Genomic DNA, 26,883 nt, shown 5'->3' with positions numbered 1-26,883 from the left:
GATGCCCGAAGTTGATGCTTGAAGGTAAATAGCCTTTATTGCCCATTGCTTCGCAAATTGTTGCGGCAGAAAATGTTGAAAGTTCTTGTATGAGTTCCATCCCTAATCGCAATCCTGTAAGGTTTTTAAAACCTTACAGGGTTAATCTTCAATTTTAAATTTAATGCGTAGCCTACGCTAAAGCTTTTCTTGCTTCTCCGTCGGGGTTGTTTACCAGTGCAGGAGTATCATCCAAAATCATGGTTTCGCCATTTTGTGTGCTATAAGCTTTCCAAGGGGGTAATCCGCCACCATTTGGATTTCCTGTTTTGACAAAATTGAGAAAGGATTTTGCCATTTTTTCCGACAATGCTCTCGGACGTTTTCCGCCACCTGTATGGGTAAGCATCAAGTCTGTATTATAAAACCAAAAGCAAATATCGTCGCAGTGGAATGCACGCATTCTGCCATCGAAAAGTGGTGGTTGCCAGCCAAACCAAGCCAAATAAACAGGCGCTTTTTGTTGCGATACTTTTGCATCGGCTGTGGCTACAGCATTTTTTCGGTTTGAAAGAATTAATGACCAAATTTCGATTGGACGAGCCTTCGGAAAGTTTTTTGCAAAAGCATCAACAATTTCACCTGATTTTGCTCCAAAGCGAGGTGCTATTTTTGTTTTTACCTCTGCCAATGTGATGTTTTCTAAAGAGGCTTCTGTTCTACTTGGGCTCTGCTCGTTGAAAGTTGAGCAAATCATTAATGGAATATTACTTGAAAAATGATTTGAATCACTGAAAAATGCTTGATCATTTAAGTATTCTCCGTCGGAAACGGGCGAATATCCACCTCTTTGTATGTTAAGTCGTTTGGCTTCATCTGCCATTTTATCGACTGCTCTGGTCGTAATGTCAATGTATTCTCTCCACGGAATTTGTTGTAATTTTTCAATCTCGCCCTGTTTTAAGCCAGCTTCTTCCATGATTTTCAGGCCTAACTTTTCGGCATATTCTTTATTTGCACCAATCAAAGAACTCCCGCTCAAAGCCACGGCTTTATGAAATAAACCTTTTGCTGATGGCATATTCATCAGACAAGTAACTTTTGCTCCACCGCCCGACTGACCAATAATGGTAACATTACTTGGGTCACCACCGAAATTAGCGATGTTATTTTTTACCCATTCTAAAGCAGCAACCATGTCTAAACTTCCAACATTTCCTGAAGCGGGATGTCCGCCTGCGGCTTTCAAATGGCTATAGCCGAATGGTCCAAGTCGGTGATTGATAGAACAAAAAACCACATTGCCTAGTCGAGCGATATTTTCACCATGATAACCATCTTGTTCAATCGCATTACCATTCGTAAATCCTCCCCCATGCAACCAAACAATCACTGGACGTTTCTGCGTGTCTAAAGCAGTAGTCCAAACGTTTAATTTTAAACAATCTTCAGAAACATCGTCATAATTCCAATGGTCAACAAAAGAAGCATAAGTATTGGCATATCGTTTTTCCATAATCTGCGGAGCAGTATTTCCCCACCAAAGTGCTGGACGAACATCTGCCCAAGGCGTTGGTTTTTGTGGGGGCATAAAACGATTTTTACCCGAAGTATCAGCTCCATAAGGAATGCCTAAAAACTGATGAATGCCACGAAGAATAAAACCTCGTACTTTTCCATGCTCAGTATTAGCAATAGCGATGTTGTCGCCTACGAATAAAATTTGTTCATCAGCCACAGGTTTTGCAGACTTCGGTACATTAGCAGTATTCGCCACAGCTTGTTGCGAAATTCCTAGGCCTGCTACTCCGACACCCAACGATTGAATAAAATTACGTCTTGTTGGTTTCATAGTTTTTTTAATATTTGAAAGGTTAAAAATTTAGAAAAATATTTTGCCAAATTTTGACGTTTGACTCACTGATAAATAAGGCTATTTTTTCTCAATTAAAGAAAAAATATTAATATTTTTATCTGGTGTAAAAACCCACAGCATATTTCAAGTATGAATTGAGAACTAAATAGTGTGTGAAAGTTTTAAAGCTATTGCGGATTTGGGATTTCTGATTTCAGAAATTAGATAAAATACTTCTAAAAATTCGTTTTATAAAGCCAACATCCGAAATCAATAATTTTACAATCCTTCATGCAATACTAATGATGAGTTATGGGTTTAGTTTCGGGTTTATTCATGAAATATGTTTAATTTTGGCGATTGTTAGATTATCCTAGCACATCAAAATCCTAATTCTTAATTAATACCATGTCTGAATTTGCTCCTTGTCCCAAATGTAAATGTGAGTACACCTATCCAAGTGATTCGCTCTTAGTCTGTCCTGAATGTTTCTATGAATGGAATCCTGATGAAGTAGAAGCTGTAGAAGCAGGGTCTAAAATATTAGATTCAAATGGAAATGAATTGAAAGATGGCGATACGGTGGTTGTCATTAAAGATTTACCCGTAAAAGGCGCTCCGAAAGCCATTAAAGCAGGAACGAAAGTAAAAAATATTCGCCTAACAGACGGCGATCATAATATTGATTGCAAAATTGACGGTTTTGGAGCAATGGCACTAAAATCAGAATTTGTTAGAAAAGCGTAGTTAGCTTTTAGCTGTTTGCAAAATTACTAAGACACAAGCCATCCCGAATTTTCTCTTTAAATCGTAAGTTTTAAAAGGAAAATTCGGGATGGCTTGTTTTTAATAGCGTGACCAAAAACACGTTTTGAAGTATAAACTGATAAGAGAATCTAATGAGTAAATCATTTTTCTGATTCAATTCATAACGCTTACTGTACTTTAATGGAAACTTCAGTATTCAATTGAGCCATCAGTTTTTTTAGATAATCTTCAAAACACTTTTCAGTTTTGAAACACTCATCGGCCAATTCCCAAGCACCCACGGCATAATAACGTAAATCGCTGTTATTTTTTAAGGCTAATTTGGTATAATAACTCAACGCAAATGAGCCAGTTTTAGGTGATTCTCCATAACCTTGATAAACTTCGGCAGGGACAATAATGGCTAAACCAATGATAAATTCTTTGTTATAACTTTGCGCATCATGCGTATAAAGGGCAACAAATTTTCCTTGTTTAATTTCTGTTACTGGATGATTCGTCGCTACTTTCGACAGTCCAATTACCAGCGTTTCGTCTCCTTTCAATCCTGAAAATTTTACAGTATTCTGATAAGCATACATGCCTGGCCAAATGGTTGGTTTTTCAGATAATTGGTAAGTCCTATCAGTTGTTGGTTTCCAATGATGATAATCTAAACTAATCTGCGACTTTACAGCACCTTCGCTAACAATTTTAAAATCAGTAGCTTCTACATTATGAACAGTATCATTTGCCGTTACACCAACTCTGTAAAGTTGATTATTGATTAATAAACCCACACCCCCAAGACCAACTGAAAGTCCTTCGGCATTACCTGCTGGCAAAATATCACGCCCCCAATCTTTCAAAACATGATAATTATCCTGAACAGCACCTGTTTCAGAAATTCCAACATTTTCTGGAGAAATAGCAGAGGTTCTTTTTCCGAATAAATCCTTCGCATTTCTACCATCAAAATAATGACGGAAAGCTACTTTATCGTTTTCCCAAGATGGCCCATCGGTTTGGTAAGGCTGATAACCAATAATTTTTGGTAATTGATTGGCATAAAATGTATCGCTAGTTTTTGGTTCAACAGGCGTATTTTTTGAACTCCTTTTTCCAAAACGTACACTTGTTTTGATAGGATAATTAGGCTGATTTCTTGTCCATTTTAGGGCTAATCGCACGCTTGATTTTTGAGGAATATCTGCTACAAAAAATAGCTCATCAAACTGACCATCTCCATCTAAATCATTTAATTGTGAAGGAATTTCTTTCCCTTTTTTATCAATAATCTGAGGAAAAAGATGTTTGTCAATTTTCGATTGAAAGCGTTTTGTTGAAATACTTACAGGCTTTTCTACTAAATCAGTATTACTTTGATTGATTAAAGTAATGCTATTGCCAGACAGACTTTTCTGAGCCAAAGCATTTAAGCTAATAATAGAGGCAAATGTTAATACAAAGAGTTTGTTCATATTGAATAAATTTAAATTTTAAGAGTTGAATTCGTAAAAATAAATCCATTCCTTTCATTTTCAATATAATTGACGTAATTGCTTTTAAATAGAATTCTAGGAAGATAGTATTATCCAATATTTTTTTCCGGTTTATTGGATATTGATTGTTTAAAATTCACTTAAATATTAACTGTGAAAACTGAAAATGTCATGTCGCTAAACTGACCAAGTATGCCCACCTTCGTTGCCGTTACTCCAAAAAATGATGGATGGATGATTGGTATCACGCATCACCATTTCTTTGACTAATGGCCCACCTGCTTTGGCCTTATAGGCTTTTTGCCAGCCTGTCAGCTCGTCGATAATATAAAGTCCCAGTGAACCGCAGAGGCGAAGAAAGTTCGCATCAGGCAGATAATGCAAACATCTCACGGCATTCATATTCATTTCTTTGATTAATTTGGCATCGGTCAAATCGCTCATTGGAGAGAAAGGTATTGATCAGAGGGAGATGCTAGTAGAACAAATGCTTCTGATTTTACTGTTTTTCTTTGTATAGTAGTATTTAGTAAAATATTTTTATTTGTTTCAGCATGCACAAAACGATATTTCTATATATTTGTCTTATGTATATTATATTTCTCGCTAAAGCCTTATATTTCTATTTAAATTATGAATAATGTTAATTCTTCTCCTACTTTAATAATAGCCCTTGAAGATAAACTCACGGCAGAGTTTATAGCATCTTTTAAATATGAATCAAATGTATTTTTTGAAGTATCTCATTTTTCAAGTAATGGGCAAGACCTTTTAAGTGATTTATTAAAATACAAGCCAGATTTTTTACTTACAGACCCTATTACTTTAGCTAGCATTGCAAAAAATCTAATAGATTTTTTGCAAAAGAATGATTTATCTACAAGAGTAATACTTTATGCTAAAGACTCTCAAGTTGTTCGTAATTGTCTTGGTAAATCATTGTTATCAATTATTAATATAATTTATCATGGTGTAAGTAAAAAAGAGTTCTTACTGTATTTGCAACTTATATTTATGAGAAAAGGATTAATATTGTCAAATCGCTCCAACGATCATCTCACAGATTCTTTTTTGGGCAATATGTCAGTCAATGATGAAGAAATAAATTTACTTTCAGATAGAGAGATAGATATTTGGACTTTATTGTTAGAAGCTAAGTCAGAAAATGAAATAGCAAATAAACTTCATATTAGTGTTTTCACAGTCCGAAAGCATAAGAGTAATATATCATTAAAGTTGGGGATAAAGAATAAGAGAAGACTTACATCCTTTGCGCATGATTATATACGATTTAGGAATGTTTAGGTTTTACTAGTAGGATACTTATGTCTGAATCTAATTTGTTTAATAGATTTTTCCAACCAATTAAATAAATTAGATTCAGACGTATTATAGCGTTTAGCTATGAGCTTTTTAGTTGAACCATTTTTGAGCAAAGCTTCTATTTCAACTTTATACTTATCAAGTTTACTTTTCCAGTACTTGGGGGCTTCTAAGTTTAACTCCACTAGCTTTTTCGTTTGGAGAGTTTCCTTTGTTATTTTGGAAATTAAGTCTCTTTCAATTTCTGTTACCAAAGCAAAAACCATCGCCATTATTTTGCTTTGGATTTATAATCCAATTGAATTGCCATCCACCTTTAACAGAGTACATTTTAATTCCTTTTTGAGTGCGATGGCAATAATTTCTATATAATCAAGTATAGTTCTTCCCAAACGAGAAAACTCACGTAATAATTTCTCCTATATTTCTTTTCCTCCAATTTACTCTTCCGACATCTTCTCATCAACGAATTCAACTTTGCCTAAATTTTTATCATTGGCTAAAAGTAAAATTTGAGCTTTGCTCTTTTCAAGGTCTTGGTCAATGGTTGAAACCCTTAAATATGCGGTATTTCTTGCCATCACTTAATCTATTCGATGAATAGGTATTAATATTTTTTGAAATAAAATGTTTAGCAATAATAGTAATCTATATCAAATAAATCTGCATTTGAAATGACCATTTTAATATGAAGGAAAGTTTAATATTATAAGTAAAAGGGAAAAAATTATGATAGTTTGACAAGAGTAATTAGGGATTAACAATAAGCTTATACAGATTTCCTTTGTCCAAGATGAATCATTATATTACTAATTTTTACGTATATGTGTTAGGGTTATACTATAAATGTAGTATATAAATAATACATTTTAGTTATTTACTTCCTTGGTTTATAAAGCTAGCTTTGTAGTGAAAATTTTCTTGCTACAAACGCTACAAAATTATAATCTCCATGAAATTGAAGTATTTCTACTTGATGTTAAGTTTTTTCTTAACACTCCTTTCTAAACAGCAACTTTATGCTCAGTTTGAGCAAACAACAATTACGGAATATGAGAATCAGTATTTTCAGGTAAGGAAGACACGCACACAGAATAGTGATGGTAGTTGGACATCAACGAGCTATAAGTATGTCTTTGATTATCCTTCTAATGGTATTTATGTTACTATGACAGGACTCAATATGGTTTCTAAAGTAGTAGAAGAAAAAGTTAGTCTTGACTATTATAGTAATAGTACATTAAATACTACCAAAGAGTTATTTACAACGACAACGACCTACAATAATTTTGGAGGCTTGTACCTTCCATCTAAAATTGAGAAAAAGATAGGGACTGGTACCGTTCAAACATTAGTAGATTTTTTGGAATATGATGCTTTTGGGAACTTAAAAAAATATAAAGCTAAAGATGGCTTAACGAATACATTTACTTATTACACAAATAGCGGGAAAGCTAATTTAGTAGCTTCTCACACTAACAATGCTAATCAAACAACAAATTATGATTATAAACCTTTGGTTGGTCTTAGTACGGTTACAGATATAAACCTTAAATCAAGTGCCTATGATTATGATAATTTTAATCGATTAAAAAAGGTTAGTGATCACGTAGGTCAATTAAAAGAATATTCTTACCATTATACTGGTCAGACAGTAGAAAACCCTATTTCTTCTTCATATTCGGTAACTGTTCCAGCGTGTCAAAGTTGCGGGACTGATAAATATTTAAATTTGGATAAATCTACATGGAGTCCAAATTCTTCAGCATCGTCTTTAGGAGTAGCAGTGAGTTCTAACGATGGAGTCTGGATTGTAAGTATAAGTAGTGATGCCTCTTCATGGTTGAGTACAAGTAATGTAACAGGTACGACTGGCAATGGTAGCTTTATAATAAATGCCTTATCTAATACTGGAACAACAACTAGAACAGGTACGATAAAGGTTCAAAGTAACACAGGAATCATCTCTAATATTATTGTTAGCCAAGCGAGTAGTTCATCTAATCTTACAATTAGTCCAGAAACCTGGGCTCCTAACTCTAATGCCAATAGTACAACAGTTACTGTTAGCTCAAATATAAATTGGACAGCGACTAGTCAAAGTTCATGGTTATCAGTCAACGACAATACTACATCCAATGGGACAAACAATGGAACTGTCACGTTAAAGGCAAGTGCTAATACAGCGACAAGTAATAGAACAGGTAAAGTAGTAATAACTGGTGGTGGTATCACTAGAGAGATAAATGTTACACAGAATGGAGCTCCTGCAACCTTTAGTATTTCATCAACTACTTGGTCTGCTATTTCTAATGGAGGTAATACTGGAATAAGTGTTACTAGTAATTCAAGTTGGACAGCGAGTAGTAATGCAACAAGTTGGTTAACAATAAGCCCTGCATCAGGAACCGGGAATGGCTCTTTTACAATTACAGCAAGTCAGAATACTGGAACTACCGCTAGAACAGGTATTGTGACTGTAACGGTTGGTGGTAGTTCACAAACGGTATCGGTTACTCAGGCTGGAGCAACCACAGGAGGTTGCCCTGCCGATGAAGTAGTAGTTGGCAACCAAGGAGGTGGCGAGGTAGTTATTAAGCATTTTGACAATTATTATATATTATGTACAAAATCAGTAAGTGGTTCGGTGACAAGATATGTACCTAGAGGGAAGAATTATTGGACATGGAGTGGTTTTACCAAGAATAGCAATGTAGATCAGTATTATTCTTGTATTAATGTTAACGACTCAGATTGGTGGGGTTTAGCGAACCCATTACCTAGTGGTTATGTACCAACGGGTTGGCTGAGTAGTACTTTTAATGATGCTGATGGTAATCCTGTATTTTACTTTTATAAAAACCCAACTAACAATTTAAATTTATCATTATCTACTTGGAGTGTAGTTGCTGCTAGTGGCAGTACTACAGTTAATGTAAGTTCCAATGTATCTTGGACGGCGAGTAGTAATGCAACAGGGTGGTTAACAGTTAGTCCAGGTTCAGGCAGTAACAATAGCACATTAACGATTTCAGCACAGGCTAATACAGGAACGAGTGCTAGAACAGGGACGATAACAGTAACAGGTAGTGGAATTACTCAAACAATAGCGGTCACGCAAGCAGGTGTTTCTGGAGGATCAAATGTAGTAAGTAATGGTAATTGTTATACGATTAAGAGTAAACAGACCAATAATTACATGCAGTTGATGGGAGATGGGACAATCCAACAACAAGTAGCCAATAATCAGAATACCCAGATATGGAAAGCAGTATCCTCAGGTAGTTCATATCAGTTTGTATCACAGTCTAATCAGCAGTATTTAAAAGTTGATAATTACAATGAAGGGACACTGGTAACGTCTGGTACTAGTGGTAATAATCTTTGGAATTTAGTATCTAGTAGTGATTCCTATAGAATATCTACGCCAACAAATATAACATGGGATTTACAAGGTTATGGGACAGGTCAATATTTACAACTTTATGGATCTACTAGTGAAGATTTTGCAAATCATAGGTTGTGGGTATTTACCCAAGCTACCTGTAGTACAACTGTTCCACCAAACTTAACAGTTTCTCCTAGTACTTGGAGTGCTAGTGCTAGTAGTACAAGTACCACAGTGAGTGTAAGTTCCAATGTATCTTGGATAGCGAGTAGCAATGCAACGACCTGGTTAAGTGTAAGTCCTACTTCTGGTAGTAACAATGGAACACTTACTTTAACAGCAACAGCTAATACAGCAACAAGTGCAAGAACAGGAACAATAACGGTAACAGGAGGTGGAATAAGTCAAACAGTATCGGTAAGCCAAGCTGGAACGACAGCAAGTACTTGTCCTGCCGATGAAGTAGTAGTTGGCAACCAAGGAGGTGGTGAAGTAGTTATTAAGCATTTTGATAACTATTATATATTATGTACAAAATCAGTAAGTGGTTCAGTGACAAGATACGTGCCTAGAGGGAAGAATTATTGGACATGGAGTGGTTTTACCAAGAATAGTAATGTAGATCAGTATTATGCTTGTATCAATGTTAACGACTCAGATTGGTCTGGTTTAGCGAACCCTCTACCTAGTGGTTATGTACCAACAGGTTGGTCAAGTAGTACGTTTAATGATGCTGATGGTAATCCTGTATTTTACTTTTATAAAAATACGACTAACACTTTAAGTTTATCACAGAGTACTTGGAGTGCTAGTGCTAGTAGTACAAGTACCACAGTGAGTGTAAGTTCCAATGTATCTTGGACAGCGAGTAGTAATGCAACAGGTTGGTTAACGGTAAGTCCTGCTTCTGGTAGTAACAATGGAACACTTACCTTAACAGCAACAGCTAACAGTGGTGGTAGTAGAACCGGAACGATAACAGTAAGTGGTGGTGGACTTAGTCAAACTGTTACGGTCACTCAGGCAGCAGGCTCAAGTTGTGGAAATACCCCACAGAATTATTGTTTGACCGGTACTATTCCTGCGAATCAGTTTAGATATTTATCTAATAATGCTTACACAAACGTAGCTGGTCCTAAGAACAGCCTTGATGGAGGCTCTCCTCCCTTCTATGGTAATGCAGGTTGGATACAAGGTTATAATGGCGTTTCAGGAAGCATTATTTATCCAACGAATCAGAATGATATTAATTTACCAGTAGTTAGCTCAGGTTATCGAATAGACCTTTGGTGGCCAAGTGCCAACTCAAAAGTCTTGAAACTTTATGTGAATGGCGTACAGAAGTGGAGTCAGACAACAACCTGTCAAGATTACTGTCAGTTTTATCCGGATTTTAGTACCGTAGTAAGTGGGGATAGAGTATATTTTGAAGTGACAGAAAATGCGACTGCAAGAGTAGCAGTTAGCAACGATGTTTTTGAAAAGCAAGAAGAGGTAAAAGATGATGTATTGGTAGTTTCTCCAAACCCAACGGATGGGAAAGTAAAGGCAAGTTTTTATGTACGAGAAGCCCAATCGGTACGCTTATCAGTGATAGATACACAGGGTCGTATTGTTCGCATTTATGATAAAGATGCAGATGCAGGAGCTAACAACATCGATCTTGATTTAGAACAACAGGCTTCTGGGACTTATATTATTCAATTGCAACTGAATAATAAACAGTTAGTGACAAAAGTCATCAAGCAATAAACAAGGCTCAACTATTCATTTAAGCCCAATCGTCAAGTATTTATTTCTGTTAGTCATTTGGCAAATCTGTTAATTGAAATAAATACTTGATGGTCGCTACAAATTCTCTGATAAATACTCTAAAAGCATCCAAGCTCATGTTCTATCAACAATATTTTTATCTTACATTCAAGCGTTTAACGCTGTTTATTATTAGTTTTTTAGGATTTTTCTTTCAAGCAGAATCGCAATCGACAGCAAATGCCAAGGACAGAAACTTTGTACGAGAAAGTAGTTTTCAGCAATCTGGTGCTGTAGTTTCAACAGAATATAATAATCCTAGTAAAGTCCAACATAAGATTACTTATTTTGATGGTCTTGGTCGTCCCATCCAAACTGTTTTACCTGCCCAAGGAGCAGCAGGTCAGGATATTATTACAGCGATTGAATATGATGCTTATGGGAGACCTTCCAAAAGTTATTTACCTTATCCCAAATCATCTGGTACAGGAGATTTAGATGCAAGCTTTAGTAATAATGCTACCTCATTTTATGGAGGAGATATTCGTTCTTTTTCAGAGAGTGTTTATGAGAACTCTCCTCTGAATAGAGTTGTCAAACAAGCTGGAGCAGGCAGTGGTTGGGGTTTTAATTCATCCCCAACCGCCTTTGATGATGGAACTGTTAAAGTAAAGACCTTTGCCAATGTTGCTAATGATGTAATGCTTTTTACGGTAAGCAACATAGATGGAGCAGGGAATAGCTTTGGAGCAAGTAGTACACCTGTTAGTGCTGGAGGCTTTGCACAAAATAGCTTTTATGCAGCAAGTACTTTACTGGTTACCGAGACATTGGATGAAAATAATACCAATGGTACTAATGGCGGTAGAAGCAGAGAGTATAAAGACCGTTCAGGGAAAGTGGTATTGAAGCGTAACTATGATGGTAGCAATGCCTTAGACACTTATTATGTATATGATGATTTTGGACAACTCAGAGGAGTTATTCCACCCAAGTTAAGCAAACTCTTTAGTAATGGTACCTCAGCGAATAATTTAGCAATAGCATTCAATCAGTTAGGATTTATCTATTGCTATGATGATCAAGGCAGATTGGTGAAGAAAAAAGTACCTGATGCTGGTTGGGTGAGTATGACTTATACCGCAACAGATTTATTAGCAACTCAAACCGATGCTAAAGGAACCGTCTCTTATTTTCTCTATGACAATCTTAACCGAGTAAATGAGACAGGTGTTAATAACCAATGGTTAGTTAAAAACTATTATGATGGAACTCGTCCTGCATCCTTACCATCCTTAGCAAACCCTTACAATAATATTGCAACAGATATTGAAAAAGGACAATTAACTGGCACGGAGACTCGTATCTTAAATGCGGATGGAACTATCTCGACAACTATTTTAAAAATGGCTGTTTATTTTGATAGTCGTTCCAGAGCAGTAAGGACTTATAAAGAATCTTTTGATGGTAGTAGTGTAGTTTCTGCAACAAGTTATTTGAAGTTACATTATACAGGGAGAGTAGAAGAGAGTATAACCGAACAGAAAGTATCCTCATCACTAACGCTTAAAACATTAGAAGCTTATAGCTATGATCATGTAGGGCGTTTAATCAGTACTTGTCAAACACTAAGTGAGCTTAATGGAAGTGGCGTGGTAACTTATACAGAAGCCCCACGATTATTACAGTGTCAGTCTTATGATGCCATTGGGAGATTGACGACTAAAAAGCTAGGCAGACTTCCTGCAGCTTCATTGACGAACCAAAGCACCAAAGAGTTTGCAGAGGTCCTGACCTATGGTTACAATATTAGAAGTTGGGCAACAAGTATAGTGGGTTATCAGAAACCTGATAAGACTAATAATGCTACAGGAACCAAGAATTTTGATTTTAGTTTGAATTATACGGATGCTAGCCAATACAATGGTAATATCGGTAAGCTGACGTGGAATGGAGTAGCGAGTAGCTTTACTTATGATGGATTAAACCGTTTAAAAAGCTCGACAGGACAACACAGTGAAGTACTGACTTATGATGAAAATGGTAATATCAATACCTTAAACCGTAATTTATCAGGTGTAGAAGCCGATGGATTAACTTATAGTTATAACAATTACAGTAACCAACTCTTATCGGTTAGTGATAGTAAATCGGGTACATTGGGGTATAAGAGTCCTAATGGGGGGAATGATTTTGTGTATGATAACAATGGTAATTTAACCAATGATGCTGACAAGGGTATTGGGATTAACTACAATGTACTTAACTTAGTAAGACAAGTGACGGGAAATACCAACCAAAGTTATTTATATGATGGTAGTGGAGCGAAATTAGCCCAGCATAACGGAACGACTTGGAAGGCATACTTAGGAGCAGGTGAATATGTAGGCGGTAAATTATACCGAATGGCAACCTCAGAGGGTTATATTATGGAAAACCCTAATTATGTACCGGGTAGTAGTGTAGGCAAGTATAATTACTTTTACAGTTTAAAAGACCATTTAGGGAATGTAAGAGCGGTAGTAGTAGATGACAAGGATGCTACACAGGTACAGATAAGTGATTACACAGCCTTTGGCGTAGCGGTAAGTACAGACTTTAGTAAGAATAAATATCTTTACAATGGTAAAGAGCTACAAGATGGCACCAACTGGTTAGATTATGGGGCGAGAATGTATCAACCTGAATTAGGAAGATGGATGGGAGTTGACCCAGCACATGAAGATGGTGGTCAAGAATCAACAACTCCTTATGGATATGTATTTAATAACCCAATAAAACTAACTGACCCAGATGGTAGACAACCTTGTTGTGGGGGAAATCCAGCTTATGCTGTGCTTGAGCAAGCTCAAAGTGCTTGGAATGGACTTGTGGGAAGTGTTTCAAATTTCGCAAGAGAAGCTACCACTGGTGAGCCAATAGCTTCTATAAATGTCACTTATGGTGCACAAGCTGGAGTAAAAGTTGGGAAGTATGGTGTTGAAGTAAATGCTTATTCTAAAGAATTGGGAAGCCTTAATACAAACGGGGAGCTTAAGGAAGGGTCAAATGCAATATCAAAAGGGGCAAGTATAGAAGCGGGTTTTGTAACTGGAGAAGTAAGCAAAAAGCTTGAGACAACTAATGGAACCACAGATGTAAAAGTTGGAAATATGACGTTAAAAACACAAACAACTACTACTAAATTAGAGCATTCAGGGACTGTATCTTTTATGGGGATAAAAGTTATTGAAAATTCTACAGTTCGTTCTGTTACTAATGGAATTGCTGGTAATCAAATAGGTTCTGTTTCAACAGAACGAAAAACATCTCCTTTGACTTCATACAACAAGGGTGGGGCACCTATTGAAAAATCTTTAACAAAAGTTTTTAGTATTGCTGTTTTGGTTAAATTTGATGTTCAAATTAACTTCAATAAAATAAAAAGTTTAGCAGGACTTTAACTTTCAGATAAAATATTTAAAATTCACTAATAAAATGCTAATGAAATTTTTTTTAAAGACACCAACTTCTATTCTGTTCAGCGTAACATTATTTCTTATGATAATACCATCTTTTGACAACGAAATTGAAAATGGTAAAGTTGGATTTGGCGTATGGGCTACATTATTTCTTAGTTTTATTTTACTAGGATGGTATAGTGCAATAGGGGGTTTCTTGCAAAGAAAACATATAGTAAATGGTGTTAAATTGTTTACATTTAACTCAATTTTTTCTTTTCTTTTTATGATGTTAATTAGTATTGCTCTACTTACAAAAAAGGAATTAATACAAAATAATATTCTAATTATTTTAGGTTTGAGCTGTTATTTTCTTTTTTCATTTTTCCAAATTCTGACTTACTGTGCAAAGTTATTGGCAATAGATAGCAAGAACTCTTCACATTTCACAGATTATGTAGGGTATGTGTTTTTACTTTGGCTTTTTCCAATTGGTATTTGGTTTATACAACCAAGAATGAATAAATTATTATCCCAAACCCCTTAAAAACAGAATAGTACATATAATTGCACTTATAAGACTCATAATTCCTCCTTGTAAATTATTAATTTTAGAAACATGCTTTTCTCCAAGTAACAAACGCATTAGAATATCATTACTCGGAGATGTCCAATATTTTTGACTTCCATTTTTAAATAAGGAGATAAAGCAATTAAGAGATGTGTAATAAGAAATTAATCCGATAAGAAAGTAAATAATCATTTGGATACTTGTTTATGATATAGTTCGATAAATCAGTTTACATTTTATGTATTTAAACTTTAGATAAGTAAAGTTTAAATGTACCGCCTCTTATCCTTGTTGAAAGTAGATTGAAAGGAGTTGTACATTATAGTGAACTGTTAAGTTAATATAATAAAACGTAAATTTAAAAAAATGAATAAAATAGGTTAGATAGACTAGCTCAGTCTCAGCCTGGTCGTAGATTAAGCAAAGCGTTCCTAAGACCCCTGCTGGTGCAAGTATTGAGCAAAGCGTCACTTGTACCTAAAATAGAATCAGTTTTTAACTGAACAAAAGTTTTGTAACGTCGTGCGTTCGTAAATATTATGATTGTCAAAATTCGATGGTATTTTATAAAGCGTTGGATAGAGGAAATTGCGTATGCGTTTCAAAATTTACAAATCTGTGGTGTAAGTAGTAGTTAGCATGGAGTATCTGAAAGAAAAACCTCGAAAATGTAAAGGGGCTGTCATTTGAAATTGGGGATGAGGAAGGAGTTTACACGTTTGTTTATTTTAGGTATCAACTAATCTCGGTTAAAAAATAGTAATATCCAATAAAGGTAAAATAATGAAAAAAAGAAAATTGAACTACATCTTAAAAGGACTATTTATGTTTTTTTTAGTAATTCATAATGGATTGGGACAAAGAGATGATTCTGGTATGCCATATTTGCCTAACATTATCCCTCCTTCTCCCAATGCTGCTTCACTGGGTAAATATGGAGATATTCCTGTTGGGCTATATACTGGTCTTCCTAATATCAGTCTTCCTATTTACAATATTAGTGGGCAGGTAAGTCATGCTGTTTCCTTATCTTATCATTCAAATGGTTTAAAAGTAGAAGAAGTATCCTCGAATGTGGGTTTGGGTTGGAGCCTTAACGCTGGAGGAGTAATCACTCGAACAATAAAAGGATTGCCTGATAATTTGCCAACTGCTGGCTATTTGAATAATAATGTAAATCCAGGGGGAGGTGATACTGAAATTTGTGATTATTTTGTTAAACAAAGACAAGGAACGATTGATTTACATCCAGATACTTATGTTTTTAATGCTGGTGGACTATCAGGTAAATTTCTTGTACAAAAAAATGCTTCAGGAAATATTCTTGGTTATACCTTAAATAATGAAGGAGGCTTGAAAATAGAATGGTTATCTGAAAACAGTTGGAAAATAACCGATGCTATAGGTAATAAATATTATTTTGGAACTTCTGTTGATGGTTTAACTAAAGCAACCGACAAAACAGCTTCTATGCCTACTAATGGGAGAACTGCGATATCTTCTTATGTTTCTGCTTGGTATCTACTTGAAATTGTATCTGCTAATGGTGAGGTTATTAAGTTTAATTATGAGACTTATGAAAATACTAGTTGTCAAAGAAGTGGGGAAACTAGCTATTATCGATATTATACCTCAGGAAGTGGATGCTCGCCATTAACTAGTTCACTTAACTTTAGTGAAACCGAGACCATAGGTTCCCGACTAAAAGGTATTACGTTTTTGAATGGTTCAATCAGTTTTAATTATTCAACAGTAGAAAGAAAGGATTTTAAGGGTGATTATCCTCTTGATAATATAAAAATCTATGAAAAAAATAATACAAGTACACCTGTAAAAACATTTAAATTAGTTCAATCATATTTTGAGTCAAGTGAGACTTCACTGTCACAGTGTGGTGATGGTAGCCAGACTGGTAAGAGATTAAAATTAGTAAGTATCACGGAATGTGATAAAGATAATAATTGTTTAACACCACATGAGTTTAGTTATTATGAAGGAATTTATCCAGATAGATTCTCTTATGCACAAGATTATTGGGGTTATTACAATGGTCAAAATACGAATACAACATTAATACCCAAGTTTCTTTTCACTCCTCCAGGAGGAGCATCTTTAAATTTATCAGGAAGTTATCGATCTCCTGACAAGAGTGGAGAGTTTCAAAAGTTAACTGTACTCAATAAAATAAAATATCCTACTGGTGGAACATCTTCATTTGAGTACGAAACAAATACTTCTTATACTGCTGATTGGCCTTGGGAAAGTTTTGGTGATAAAGTTATTCTTGGCTCAATAACAGGGAAAAATTATATTGATAATGGCAGAATTGAAGTAACTAGGACTTTTACATTGACAAAATCTCAAAGTATTTGTGATATAAAGATAAGTACTGGAGGGATTCAGTGTGATAATACTGTAAGAGATGGAAGTTGTGGAGTAGAATTATATTTATCAGGGCCAGTTAATATTCCTCTTGAAGGTTTTACTACTAATAGTCAAGGAAGTTTTACGCTTGCAGATCAAGCATTGCCTCCTGGGACTTACACGCTTACATTAAGTTTCAGACCTACGGCTACAAATAGCATAGTTAGTGGATTTAGTTGTTTGGTATTAGGACCAGAACAAACAGCTCTACAATCAAATAATTATAATAAAGCTATTGGTGGTCTTAGAATTAAAAGTGTTACAAGTAAAAGTTGCGATAATTGTGTAAGCGAAGTTACAAATTATAACTATAATGATGATAGTGGTAATTCTACAGGAGTTTTAGTAACGGTTCCTAAATATGATTATATAGTTGGGCAAACAGGACAAGCTAGTAATGGTGTAGCAGGGTGTAAAAATCTTGCTAGAACTTCATTTAGTCAAGTGCCAATGGGTATAACACAAGGTAGTCACATTGGATATGGTAGAATTGTAGTAACCAAAAGTTCTGGGACTAATAGTTTAGGTAAGACTATCAACCATTACACGACAGCTAATCCGTATGCAGATCTAGGTGTAAATGCTTATCCCTTTGCTCCAATGACAAGTATGGATTGGAAAAGAGGAGTTCTGACTAAGTCAGAAGACTATGCTTATGAAAGTAATGTTTTCAAAATTGTAAAAAAGACTGAATATATATATACTTTTGGAGATGCTTCCTATGATAGGACGAATAGAGGTTTACAAGTTAGTAAACCATTACTTGGAGAAGAAAATATGGCAAATCCCGCATGCTATGAGTTACAATCTCAAATATATACTGTGAAAGCAGGCTGGTTACATTTAGATCAACAAAAGACTACAATATACGATAAGTAATATTATCCATACTTTTTCCGTCTGGTCGTAGAGTATCGTTCCTACGACCTCAAATATAGAAGAACGTCCCCTGCTGGTTCAAGTGCTAAGCAAAGCGTCACTTGTACCTAAAATAGATTCAGTTTTTAACTGAACAAAAGCTTTGCAACGTCGTAGTGTTTCGTTAGAAATTGTGGATAAAAGAGAAAAGGATACATTATTTTCTAGCATCTAACGTTTGGGAAAAGAGTGTCAACCTATAGGAGTTGTAAAGCAATTTAATAGTATAATCTGTACTTGTAAAATATAACGATAAAATAAAAAAGATGAAAGCTCTATACAAGTTTGTTGAAGAAAACCAAGAAAATTATTTCTTGGGAAAGGAGAATAGTTTAAATGCTAGAATGATTGTAAATAGGAAGTCCTATGAATTATTATTACTCATCGTTTTTATGCTATGTTTTAAATTATCTAATGGACAAATTAAAACAAATAGCGTAGAAGTAGTATCTCCTAGTAACCCAGCAACAACAGGACAAATTTCTGCCATCTCTTCTATTTTACCCCCCTCACCAGAATCTGCTTCATTAGGTAAGTATGGGAATGTACCTGTAAATTATTACTCAGGATTGCCTTCTATTGGTGTACCCTTGTACACGATAAAAGATAAAGCACTCACAGTAGATGTTAATTTGTCCTATCACGCTTCTGGTGTAAAAGTAGATGAGATTGCTTCCAGCGTAGGGATGAGTTGGGTATTAAATGCTGGTGGAGTAATCACTCGATCAACAAAAGGAATTCCTGATGAAAAACCGTATGGTTTCAGAAGTACACAAATGCAGACATTGTGGACTAAATATAAAAACAACCAAATGACTAGTGCCGAAAAGGCTAGCTTTGAGATAGGAATTTCAAATGGTATATACGATATGCAACCAGATGAATTTTACTATAACTTTTTAGGGAATAGTGGTCTTCTACTTTTTCGTCAAGATGGTACAGCTTTTCTGACTGAACATAGTAATCTAAAAGTAGAAATGGTTAATGGTAGTTCAACAAGTGATAAGAATTTTTTGTTAACAGATGAGAATGGGACTAAATATTATTTTGAAGAAAAAGAAACTATTAAACCCAATAAACTTTGCAATAATGGTATGCCAGCCACACTTGATGCTAGTGTGAGTGCATGGTATATTACTAAAATTCAAAGCCACGAAGGAAACCAAATAACATTTAATTATGTAAAAAAAGCCTATACATATTTTCAAGGTGTATATGAGTCTTTTAACTATATCTATGATGTTGTCCCAAATTGTACAGCAACGAGTGGTGCTAGTCGTTCAGTTTGTAAAACGAGTATTACAACTACTGTTCCATATATCTCAAGTATAAATTTTACAAATGGTAATGTGCAATTTATTTACGAATTAAGACCTGACACCGGTGGAAATAGATTATCAACGGTTAATGTTACTAATAGTATAAATCAAACTATTAAATCATTTGTTTTTCATTATACTAATAGTGTAATGGAAGATAGGTTTTTCCTAAGTTCAATTAAAGAGGGAGTTGTTGATTCGGGAGATGAATTATTTTATGGCTTTGAGTATTATTTACCACATTCTTTACCTGCACGAAATAGTGTACAACAAGATTATTGGGGGTATGCAAATGGTAATACCTCCGACTTTTTAATGCCACAATTACCAATAGCTAATCCAGAACGGTATGAATGGGCTAATCGAAACCCTGATGCAGAAAAAGTAAAATACGGACTACTAACCCTAATGAGCTATCCTACAGGAGGTTCTACCAAATTTGAATATGAAATAAATCAATATGGATATACAAGAGGGAACGTAAATAGTCCTGTGAAAAATCTTAATGGTGGTGGTGTTAGGATTAAATCAATAACAGATATGTTGGATGATGTAACAGTTGCTTCTAAACGTAAATTTGAATATAGTAATCCAACAGAATCAGATAGGTCTAGTGGTACAATATCGACCTTTTTCGCTAATTACTATACTATGAAGGTATCAAAAGGATGTAATGGTATTTGGGGAGCTTATGATTATTCGATATTAGTTGGTAATTCAAATAGTATGGATGTATTAGGTTCTACACAAGGACCAGTTATTGGATATAAATATGTTACTGAAATTATAGACAATGGTGAAAATATTGGTCGGATTCAACATACTTTTACAAGTTTAAGAGATTATGGAGACAATGGACTGGGTAGCTTTCAATCTCCACCATTTGTTTTGTTAACGAGTAAAGAAAAGTTTAGAGGGAAGCTTAAACAGTCCATTTACTTTGATAAAAATTCCAATAAAGTAAAAGAAGAGTTATATGAATATGAATTAAAGCAACTATCATTTCTCAGAGGTTTTAAAGCAATGATAGTTAATGATAGCTCTATAGAAACTCAGAGTGAGATAGATAAATCAGAGTATGAATATCTTTCATTATGGTCTAATCTTAAAGAGAAAAAGGTTATTTTATACTAAAAAATAGTGCTACTATCTAGTATTGTGTGCATTTTAACGAAAAAATAAGAGAATTGGTCATTTGAATTTGGATATAAGGAAGAGTTAGGTTGTTCCTTTTAAGGGAAAATTTCTGGATAATAAAGGTATAATTAATGATTATCTAAGGAGTTTTAAGAAGTGATAATGAACAAAGTGGGGTTACGTAAACAACATCAAGTTTGCTGTTATATAAGCAATTTCCAACAAAATGGTTCTTGTTAAAGAACTCTATTTTAGTGTGGAATCTATTTATTACCATTATAACTGCGGAGTCTTCCATACGAAGTTAAATAGGGGTACGATGATTTTTTATTCTCTTAAAGAAAACAGTCAATATATTGATTTATTATGTCTTGCTTTAAATAGCTCTCATACATCTGCAAAGAATTAAGGAGAGTTTGTTGTATATATCAAGGACGAAAGTCTTGTAAAACTACAAATTTCTTGTTTTGATGGATTTAAGTCCTTTCTTGACTGTACAACCCAATCAGGTTTGATTTTTAGCCTAAAATTATTGGATGCTATTCTATGACATTCTCGGTCATTTTGTCACTTGTACCTAAAATAGCTTCAATTTTTAACTGAACAAAAGGTTTGCAACATCTCCTTTTGTGCAATAGTCTAAAAAGTAGATATATAAATTTTTAAATCCGTATAACATTATCCATTAATGTATTTCATTGGAGGAGTTTTTATTTAGCAACAAAATTTTATTCTATATGAAAAAGATAGTTTTTGCATTTACATTTTTAATAAGCTGTATTAATATATTAGCCCAAGAAAGAAATTATATTCCCAATCTTATCCCTCCTTCACCTAATGCGGCAAGTATAGGAAAATTTGGCAACATCCCTCTAAACTTTAGTTCTGGTTTACCCACAATAAATATTCCTTTATATTCACTTTTAGAAGGTGGCATAAGTGTACCTGTTAGTTTAACCTATAATTACTCTGGCTTTAGACCATCAGAAGAAATTTCGCCAGTAGGAAGAGGCTGGTCTTTACAAACAGGAGGAGTCATTACGAGAGTTATTAAAGGTGGTATTGAAGATGAATGGGTGGGCAGTCCAGGGGGAGGGTACTTAGTCTCTGGATCTAAATTAGCTTATGCAATGAGTGCAGAAACAGGTATTTGGAACTGTAATGCCAATACAAATAGTCAATGTATAGCCTTTGGAGATATTGGTGAAAAATGGGATGGAGAACCTGACATTTTTCATTTTTCATTTGGTGATATTAGTGGGAAATTCTTTTTTGGAGCAGACGGGCAAATTCATATAGTATCTGAGCGAAAACTGAAAATAGAATACTTAAGCACAAGTTATTTTTATGGTTACTACACTTATAATGGTAAAACTAAAGTTATTACACATTGGCAAATCACCAGTGAAGATGGTACTAAATATAAGTTTGGTTTTATTAATAATAATGATGGAAAAGCTTTAAATGTAGAATATTCGCTGACGAGAAAAGCGGGTTATGAAGAGGAAATAATAAATTCTTGGTACTTATATGAAATAGAAAGTCCTAAAAAAGAAAAAGTAACTTTTAGTTATGCCAATGATTTTATAGAGCCTGCTCTAAAGAATATTACTAAAGTCCGTTTAACCTTGAGTTGTTGGGAATCGTATATGGCTGGGCAAGGAGGTAATAACTTTACAGATATAATGTACATGGATGAGAATTCAAATTCGACTCCGTTCTCAAGTTATTTCCCCGGTAGCAGGAGTACAGAAAATGTAATCACAGAAATTAATGGAACAAATTTTAAGGTAAAATTCAACTATATAGAAAAGGAAGAGATTATATCAAATTACTTAATATATGGAGGAAAAACTACTTATAAGCTATTAAAAAGTGTTGATTTATATACTAAAACGTTATCCCCTGAACTTGTAAAGAGTTTCAAACTGATACAAAACCAAGAAAACAGAAAAGCTTTTTTAGATACTCTAAAAGAAGTTAATAGTGCTAATATTTTAGAGAAAGCACACACATTTGAATATTATGGGACTATCCCAGATATAAATGGTTTGACTAGAAAAACTGATTTTTGGAATTACTATAATGCCTCAAGTAATACATCATTTAATCCAAATACAGCTAATAGAGAACCCAGTTTAGAGCCTACAAAAATAGGAGCATTAAAGAAAATAATCTATCCAACGGGTGGAAGTTCTACGTTTGTTTATGAACTTAACGATTTTAGCTATGTACGTGAGAACCTCTATACAGCTAGTGACAATGTTAATACACACCTCAGAACAATAGGTGGTTTACGTATTAAGTCAATAACAGACGAAACTACGGGTAGTATAGTTACTAAATCTTATACGTATAGAGATTTTGACAACTCATCGTTGTCAAGTGGAGTTGTGAGTGAAGTAATGATTCCTTACGCCTATAAAATACCAGTACAAGTATCTTGCTCCAATTTTACGGGTGCGGGGACAAGCTTTTTTGAATCGATAGTAACTAAAATTTTGACATTTGGGATAGCTCAAGCAAATTGCCCTCCTAATAATACAGTTTATTACAGTATTTATAAATCAGAACCTTTTTATTCAATGGCATCAACACCAGTGTATTATAAAAATGTAATAGAGTCATTGAGTAATGACAGTAAAACATATTATACATTCACTTCACATCTTGATTTTCCAGATTTCTTAGGGGTATCCTATGGTTTAAGCAATAATTCGGTTGGAGCCTATTCTACTCGGGAATTTGCACGCAGTTTACCCAAAAATATAAAGTACTATTCTGGCACTAAATTAATATCTGAAACAACTAATCAATATATTTTAGATGATAAATATAAAACTCCAGTAATGAATATAGAACCTGTATTTACACGTAGTTCAGGTGAAACTTACGTAAGAGCAAAAGGTTTAAATGTGTATTCCGGATTTTTAAAAAAAGTAAGTGAAAAAAAAGTAATATATGACCAGTAGTTAACAAATCTTTTTAATAAAATATGGAAGCTCTTAATTATACATCTATCCTCTTGTCTATTAATCTTAACGTATGCATAATAAGAACAAATAAAAATAAGTAAAAAAATAAAGAAAATATTTTTACTATGGTTATTTATTGTAGCTGAGCTGAATTGTTTTGCATAACAAAACTTATATACACCCCTGCTGGTTCAAGTGTTAAGCGAAGCGTCACTTGTAACTAAAATAGGTTCAGTTTTTAACTGAACAAAAGTTTTGCAAAGTCGTGGGTTCGTAAATATTATGATTGGCAAATGCGATGGTATTTTATAAAGCGTTGGATAGAGGAAACTTCGTATGCGTTTCAAAATTTACAAATCTGTTGTGTAAGTAGTAAGATGGAGCGTCAGAAGAGAAAACTCGAAATGTCATTTGAAATTGAGGATGTCCATTAACGTCACAAATTGTAGGGTATAAAATAAAAGTGGTTGGAGTAAATACGTTTTAAAATAAAAGTTGATATCGATAAAATAATTCTTCAAAATGATAGAGATTTATGAATAGAATAATAAAATATAGCTTCAAGTTATTGTTAATTAGCTGTTGTGTAAGTGGCTATTCACAAAGTAAACCTTCTTATAAACCAGACATTATTCCTCCATCTCCTAATGCTTCCAGTATTACTAAATTTGGAGATATACCTGTAAGCTATTATACAGGTACTGCAAATATTGATTTACCATTATATACCATTAAAGATGGTTCTTTGCAAGTTCCTATTTCTCTGAAGTATCACCCTTCTGGTATCAGAGTAGCACAAGAGGCTAGTCAGATAGGTTTAGGGTGGGCATTAAATGCAGGAGGAGTTATTGCGAGAACAATCAATGGCGAAGATGACTTTTTGTCAAATGGTTACCTTAGCAAATGGTCTAATAATTCTTTACCACTTAATAGTACGCCCTCTCCACTAATACAAATAGGTTATAAAACAGCTAATTTACCGTCTGGGTCAAATTATTATTTTAATTATGGTGCAACGTCTGTTGCTTTGGATTGTAATGATGCTGATCGTCCAAGTAGAGATTATCAACCTGATTCTTATTCATTTAATTTTCCTGGTGGGAGCGGTAAATTTATCTTGACTAATGCTGGGGAAGTTATTTTGGGAGAAAAAAGTAGCTTACGAATCAAAAAGCTGAATAGTAGTAACATTCTTTATGCGCTTGGAGGAAGTGTTGCTTGGGAAATTACAACTCCCGATGGTACAAAATATCTTTTTGACGAAAAAGAAACATATTGGCCTGCTGACGATGGGAGTAATGGTAATTATGGTAAACATGTGTCATCTTGGTATCTAAAATCTATTACATCTGTTACGGGGCAATTAATAAGTTTCTCTTACAACTATATGACCAACGGCAATAGCTGCTCGCAAGCCTCATTCTATGAAAAGAAACTTGTTACAAGTATATCACCCACAAGTGGCTTTGTTTTACCTTGTACTGGTGGTAATAATAGTTCTGAAATGTCAATAAGATATACACAAGTAGTATCTCTTGATAAAATTACATTTTCAAATGGGTATTTAAAATTCAATTTTGGTAATAGAGACGACATTGTGGATGATAAAAAGCTTGAAAGTTTAGAAATATATAACAATAATAGTAGCTCATCATCTTTGTTGAAGACTTACCTTTTTAACTATGATTATTTTACAGGTAGTCGTGGTGATGCAATTAGTGCAGGTGGATGTACTTCTTCAAATTTAAAAAGGCTAAAACTATTATCTGTTGATGAGAAGCCGGTTCAAGGAGTTGTTTTAAGACCTTATTCTTTTACATATTTTGAGAGTGCCGCAAATGATACTCCAGTCAAAACATCCTATGCAATTGATCATTGGGGCTATTTTAATGGGAAATTTAGTAATATGACATTAATCCCAACTCACAGCTCGATTTCCACGTCTGGAAGTAATAATTTTGAAAAGGTGGTAAAGGATTTTTATGGTAATTTAACAGGTACTGAAAGAGATACTGACCCCTATTTTGTAAATCTTTTTTCTTTACAAAAAATAAATTATTCAACAGGTGGTTATACACAATTTGACTATGAGGCACATGATTATGATGTAGCAAATTCAAAATTAAAGGATCATTCATTTGCGTCAACTCAACCCAAAAGCATTGAAAAGAACAGGACTTTTAGTTATAATGTTCAACAGAAAGGAATTCAGCAGCTATATGATATAGATTTGAGCAAAGCTATTACTAATAATAATGCAAATGGGAATAGTTCAATTTCAATAACTGCTACTGTCGGCCTTTTATTAAAAAATGCAACAATGCCTTGTAGTAATATAAGTGGACAAGAGATATATTTAGAGTTAGTAAATAAAACTACTAATCAAAAATATTTAACCGTTTATGTACTTAATACCCCACCATGTAGCCAAACAAACAATACAACACCTTGTACAGATAGAAATTGTTCCTCTCAATTTGCCGTACCAACTATTATATATAAGAGTGGAAGTATTTCATTTCCTGTTGGACTATACACTGTAAAAGCTACCGCTTCAGATGGTACCTACCACACATTAAATAATTTAGATATAAGATTATCGTGGTATGAGTCTGAAGAAGCACAGCCAGGAGCAAAGAGTTATGCTGGTGGGTTGAGAATTTCAAAACTTACTGATTATGACGGAAAGCAAAATATAGTAAAAAAGTTTTCGTACCGTACAACAGAACAAATAAATGGAAGCAGTGTAGAAAAATCAACAGGAAGATTGATGACAATGCCTCAATATACATATTGTGAGCCAAGCTCGTGTGAAGTCAATGGAACATGTAGTAATGCCTTTGATATTTACAGAGCATCAAGTCCTATTATACCTCTTAATGCTTCTGCCAGCGGAAGTATTGTAGGATACGATAAAGTTACTGTAACTTACGGAGAAAATGGAGAATCTGGGAAAACAGTCTATACTTATGACAACCAAAGTGATGAGGTAATGAACTATGGTTTTTATAGACCTCCTACCATTTCGAGTATCCCATATTTTGGAAATGGAAATTTACTAAATCAACAGGATTTTAAATTAGTAGATGGAACATATATAAAAGTCCATGAAGTTAAAAATACCTATCTTTCTTATTCTTTAGATGTATTATATGGAGCAGATGCTCGTCCAACGCCAATTTTTTTACAAGGTATGTCAGGTTGTATTGGAATAAACTATGAGTACAAAACAAGGTTTTTTTATCCAGCATTGATACAGACTGTAAATTATTTAAGTAATACTAATGAATTGGTATATTGATACCAACTATAAACGAGTGATTCAAAATCTCTAATTATTGAATAGATTTTCACTTATTTTAATTGACACTATTTCTCTATTTTAAATATTATAACATTTCCTCTTAAATTTATATTTTGTTCATTTAATAAAAATAACAGTGCAAAATTATCATTCAATAATGGACCTGTTTTAGTGAGGGGGCAAGCAGATTTCACAAGTATAAAACATTATCAAGAAGATAATAACCAAGTAGTAGAAGTCTCTTATAAC

General features: G+C 34.1%; 14 protein-coding genes. 9 read left to right on the top strand and 5 right to left on the bottom strand.

From position 1 onward, the window contains the following. Nucleotides 1–172: 172 nt before the first annotated feature. Complete coding sequence (locus VB798_RS21275; protein ID WP_323689256.1) at nucleotides 173–1,831, bottom strand: carboxylesterase/lipase family protein; 1,659 nt, start codon at nucleotides 1,829–1,831, stop codon at nucleotides 173–175. A 411-nt stretch (nucleotides 1,832–2,242) separates the two neighbouring features. On the opposite strand from VB798_RS21275, the gene VB798_RS21270 reads away from it, so the two are divergent. After that, nucleotides 2,243–2,581: a zinc ribbon domain-containing protein YjdM gene (locus VB798_RS21270; RefSeq protein ID WP_323689255.1), complete on the top strand. Its 339-nt coding sequence runs from the start codon at nucleotides 2,243–2,245 to the stop codon at nucleotides 2,579–2,581. Nucleotides 2,582–2,769: 188 nt separating this feature from the next. On the opposite strand, the gene VB798_RS21265 is transcribed toward VB798_RS21270, so the two are convergent. Further along, complete coding sequence (locus VB798_RS21265; protein WP_323689254.1) at nucleotides 2,770–4,062, bottom strand: DUF4861 family protein; 1,293 nt, start codon at nucleotides 4,060–4,062, stop codon at nucleotides 2,770–2,772. A 198-nt stretch (nucleotides 4,063–4,260) separates the two neighbouring features. Next, nucleotides 4,261–4,527, bottom strand: a complete 267-nt coding sequence (locus tag VB798_RS21260; protein WP_323689253.1) for a glycoside hydrolase family 2 TIM barrel-domain containing protein — start codon at nucleotides 4,525–4,527, stop codon at nucleotides 4,261–4,263. A gap of 189 nt (nucleotides 4,528–4,716) precedes the next feature. Here VB798_RS21260 and VB798_RS21255 point away from each other — a divergent pair, with 189 nt between their 5' ends. Further along, nucleotides 4,717–5,388, top strand: coding sequence for a response regulator transcription factor (locus VB798_RS21255; RefSeq protein ID WP_323689252.1), 672 nt, complete (start codon nucleotides 4,717–4,719; stop codon nucleotides 5,386–5,388). On the opposite strand, the gene VB798_RS21250 is transcribed toward VB798_RS21255, so the two are convergent. Then, on the bottom strand, nucleotides 5,385–5,678 hold the full coding sequence (locus VB798_RS21250; RefSeq protein WP_323689251.1) for a hypothetical protein: 294 nt from the start codon (nucleotides 5,676–5,678) through the stop codon (nucleotides 5,385–5,387). The two genes, VB798_RS21255 and VB798_RS21250, sit on opposite strands and share 4 nt — an antisense overlap. 168 nt (nucleotides 5,679–5,846) lie before the next feature. Next, a complete protein-coding gene (locus VB798_RS21245; RefSeq protein ID WP_323689250.1) occupies nucleotides 5,847–5,987 on the bottom strand; it encodes a hypothetical protein in 141 nt (46 codons plus the stop codon). Nucleotides 5,988–6,358: 371 nt separating this feature from the next. Here VB798_RS21245 and VB798_RS21240 point away from each other — a divergent pair, with 371 nt between their 5' ends. From VB798_RS21240 to VB798_RS21210, 7 genes are all read left to right on the top strand, one after another. Then, nucleotides 6,359–10,546, top strand: a complete 4,188-nt coding sequence (locus VB798_RS21240) for a BACON domain-containing protein (protein WP_323689249.1) — start codon at nucleotides 6,359–6,361, stop codon at nucleotides 10,544–10,546. 137 nt (nucleotides 10,547–10,683) lie between these two features. Continuing rightward, nucleotides 10,684–13,989 carry a DUF6443 domain-containing protein gene (locus VB798_RS21235; RefSeq protein ID WP_323689248.1) on the top strand — a complete coding sequence of 1,102 codons (3,306 nt, stop codon included), beginning with the start codon at nucleotides 10,684–10,686 and terminating at the stop codon, nucleotides 13,987–13,989. A gap of 97 nt (nucleotides 13,990–14,086) precedes the next feature. Continuing rightward, nucleotides 14,087–14,533 (top strand): hypothetical protein, encoded by a 447-nt coding sequence (locus VB798_RS21230; protein ID WP_323689247.1) that lies wholly within the window; start codon nucleotides 14,087–14,089, stop codon nucleotides 14,531–14,533. Nucleotides 14,534–15,340: 807 nt separating this feature from the next. Next, entirely contained in the window at nucleotides 15,341–17,860 is a 2,520-nt protein-coding gene (locus VB798_RS21225; protein ID WP_323689246.1) for a SpvB/TcaC N-terminal domain-containing protein, read from the top strand. A gap of 305 nt (nucleotides 17,861–18,165) precedes the next feature. Continuing rightward, entirely contained in the window at nucleotides 18,166–20,352 is a 2,187-nt protein-coding gene (locus VB798_RS21220) for a hypothetical protein (protein ID WP_323689245.1), read from the top strand. 740 nt (nucleotides 20,353–21,092) lie between these two features. Beyond that, nucleotides 21,093–23,327, top strand: a complete 2,235-nt coding sequence (locus VB798_RS21215) for a hypothetical protein (protein ID WP_323689244.1) — start codon at nucleotides 21,093–21,095, stop codon at nucleotides 23,325–23,327. 538 nt (nucleotides 23,328–23,865) lie between these two features. Then, complete coding sequence (locus VB798_RS21210) at nucleotides 23,866–26,631, top strand: hypothetical protein (protein WP_323689243.1); 2,766 nt, start codon at nucleotides 23,866–23,868, stop codon at nucleotides 26,629–26,631. The last annotated feature ends 252 nt before the right edge of the window (nucleotides 26,632–26,883 follow it).

The organism is Arcicella lustrica (assembly GCF_034930985.1).
GTDB classification, from domain to species: Bacteria; Bacteroidota; Bacteroidia; order Cytophagales; family Spirosomataceae; genus Arcicella; species Arcicella lustrica.
This window is presented reverse-complemented; position numbering and strand designations above follow the sequence as displayed.

What these genes read in the sequence shown, in the direction of transcription:
- VB798_RS21275 (WP_323689256.1), bottom strand. Translation starts at nt 1,831, where the DNA reads ATGAAACCAACAAGACGTAATTTTATTCAATCGTTGGGTGTCGGAGTA.
- VB798_RS21250 (WP_323689251.1), bottom strand. Translation starts at nt 5,678, where the DNA reads ATGGCGATGGTTTTTGCTTTGGTAACAGAAATTGAAAGAGACTTAATT.
- VB798_RS21235 (WP_323689248.1), top strand. Translation starts at nt 10,684, where the DNA reads ATGTTCTATCAACAATATTTTTATCTTACATTCAAGCGTTTAACGCTG.
- VB798_RS21265 (WP_323689254.1), bottom strand. Translation starts at nt 4,062, where the DNA reads ATGAACAAACTCTTTGTATTAACATTTGCCTCTATTATTAGCTTAAAT.
- VB798_RS21210 (WP_323689243.1), top strand. Translation starts at nt 23,866, where the DNA reads ATGAATAGAATAATAAAATATAGCTTCAAGTTATTGTTAATTAGCTGT.
- VB798_RS21245 (WP_323689250.1), bottom strand. Translation starts at nt 5,987, where the DNA reads ATGGCAAGAAATACCGCATATTTAAGGGTTTCAACCATTGACCAAGAC.
- VB798_RS21225 (WP_323689246.1), top strand. Translation starts at nt 15,341, where the DNA reads ATGAAAAAAAGAAAATTGAACTACATCTTAAAAGGACTATTTATGTTT.
- VB798_RS21220 (WP_323689245.1), top strand. Translation starts at nt 18,166, where the DNA reads ATGAAAGCTCTATACAAGTTTGTTGAAGAAAACCAAGAAAATTATTTC.
- VB798_RS21240 (WP_323689249.1), top strand. Translation starts at nt 6,359, where the DNA reads ATGAAATTGAAGTATTTCTACTTGATGTTAAGTTTTTTCTTAACACTC.
- VB798_RS21255 (WP_323689252.1), top strand. Translation starts at nt 4,717, where the DNA reads ATGAATAATGTTAATTCTTCTCCTACTTTAATAATAGCCCTTGAAGAT.
- VB798_RS21230 (WP_323689247.1), top strand. Translation starts at nt 14,087, where the DNA reads ATGATAATACCATCTTTTGACAACGAAATTGAAAATGGTAAAGTTGGA.
- VB798_RS21260 (WP_323689253.1), bottom strand. Translation starts at nt 4,527, where the DNA reads ATGAGCGATTTGACCGATGCCAAATTAATCAAAGAAATGAATATGAAT.
- VB798_RS21215 (WP_323689244.1), top strand. Translation starts at nt 21,093, where the DNA reads ATGAAAAAGATAGTTTTTGCATTTACATTTTTAATAAGCTGTATTAAT.
- VB798_RS21270 (WP_323689255.1), top strand. Translation starts at nt 2,243, where the DNA reads ATGTCTGAATTTGCTCCTTGTCCCAAATGTAAATGTGAGTACACCTAT.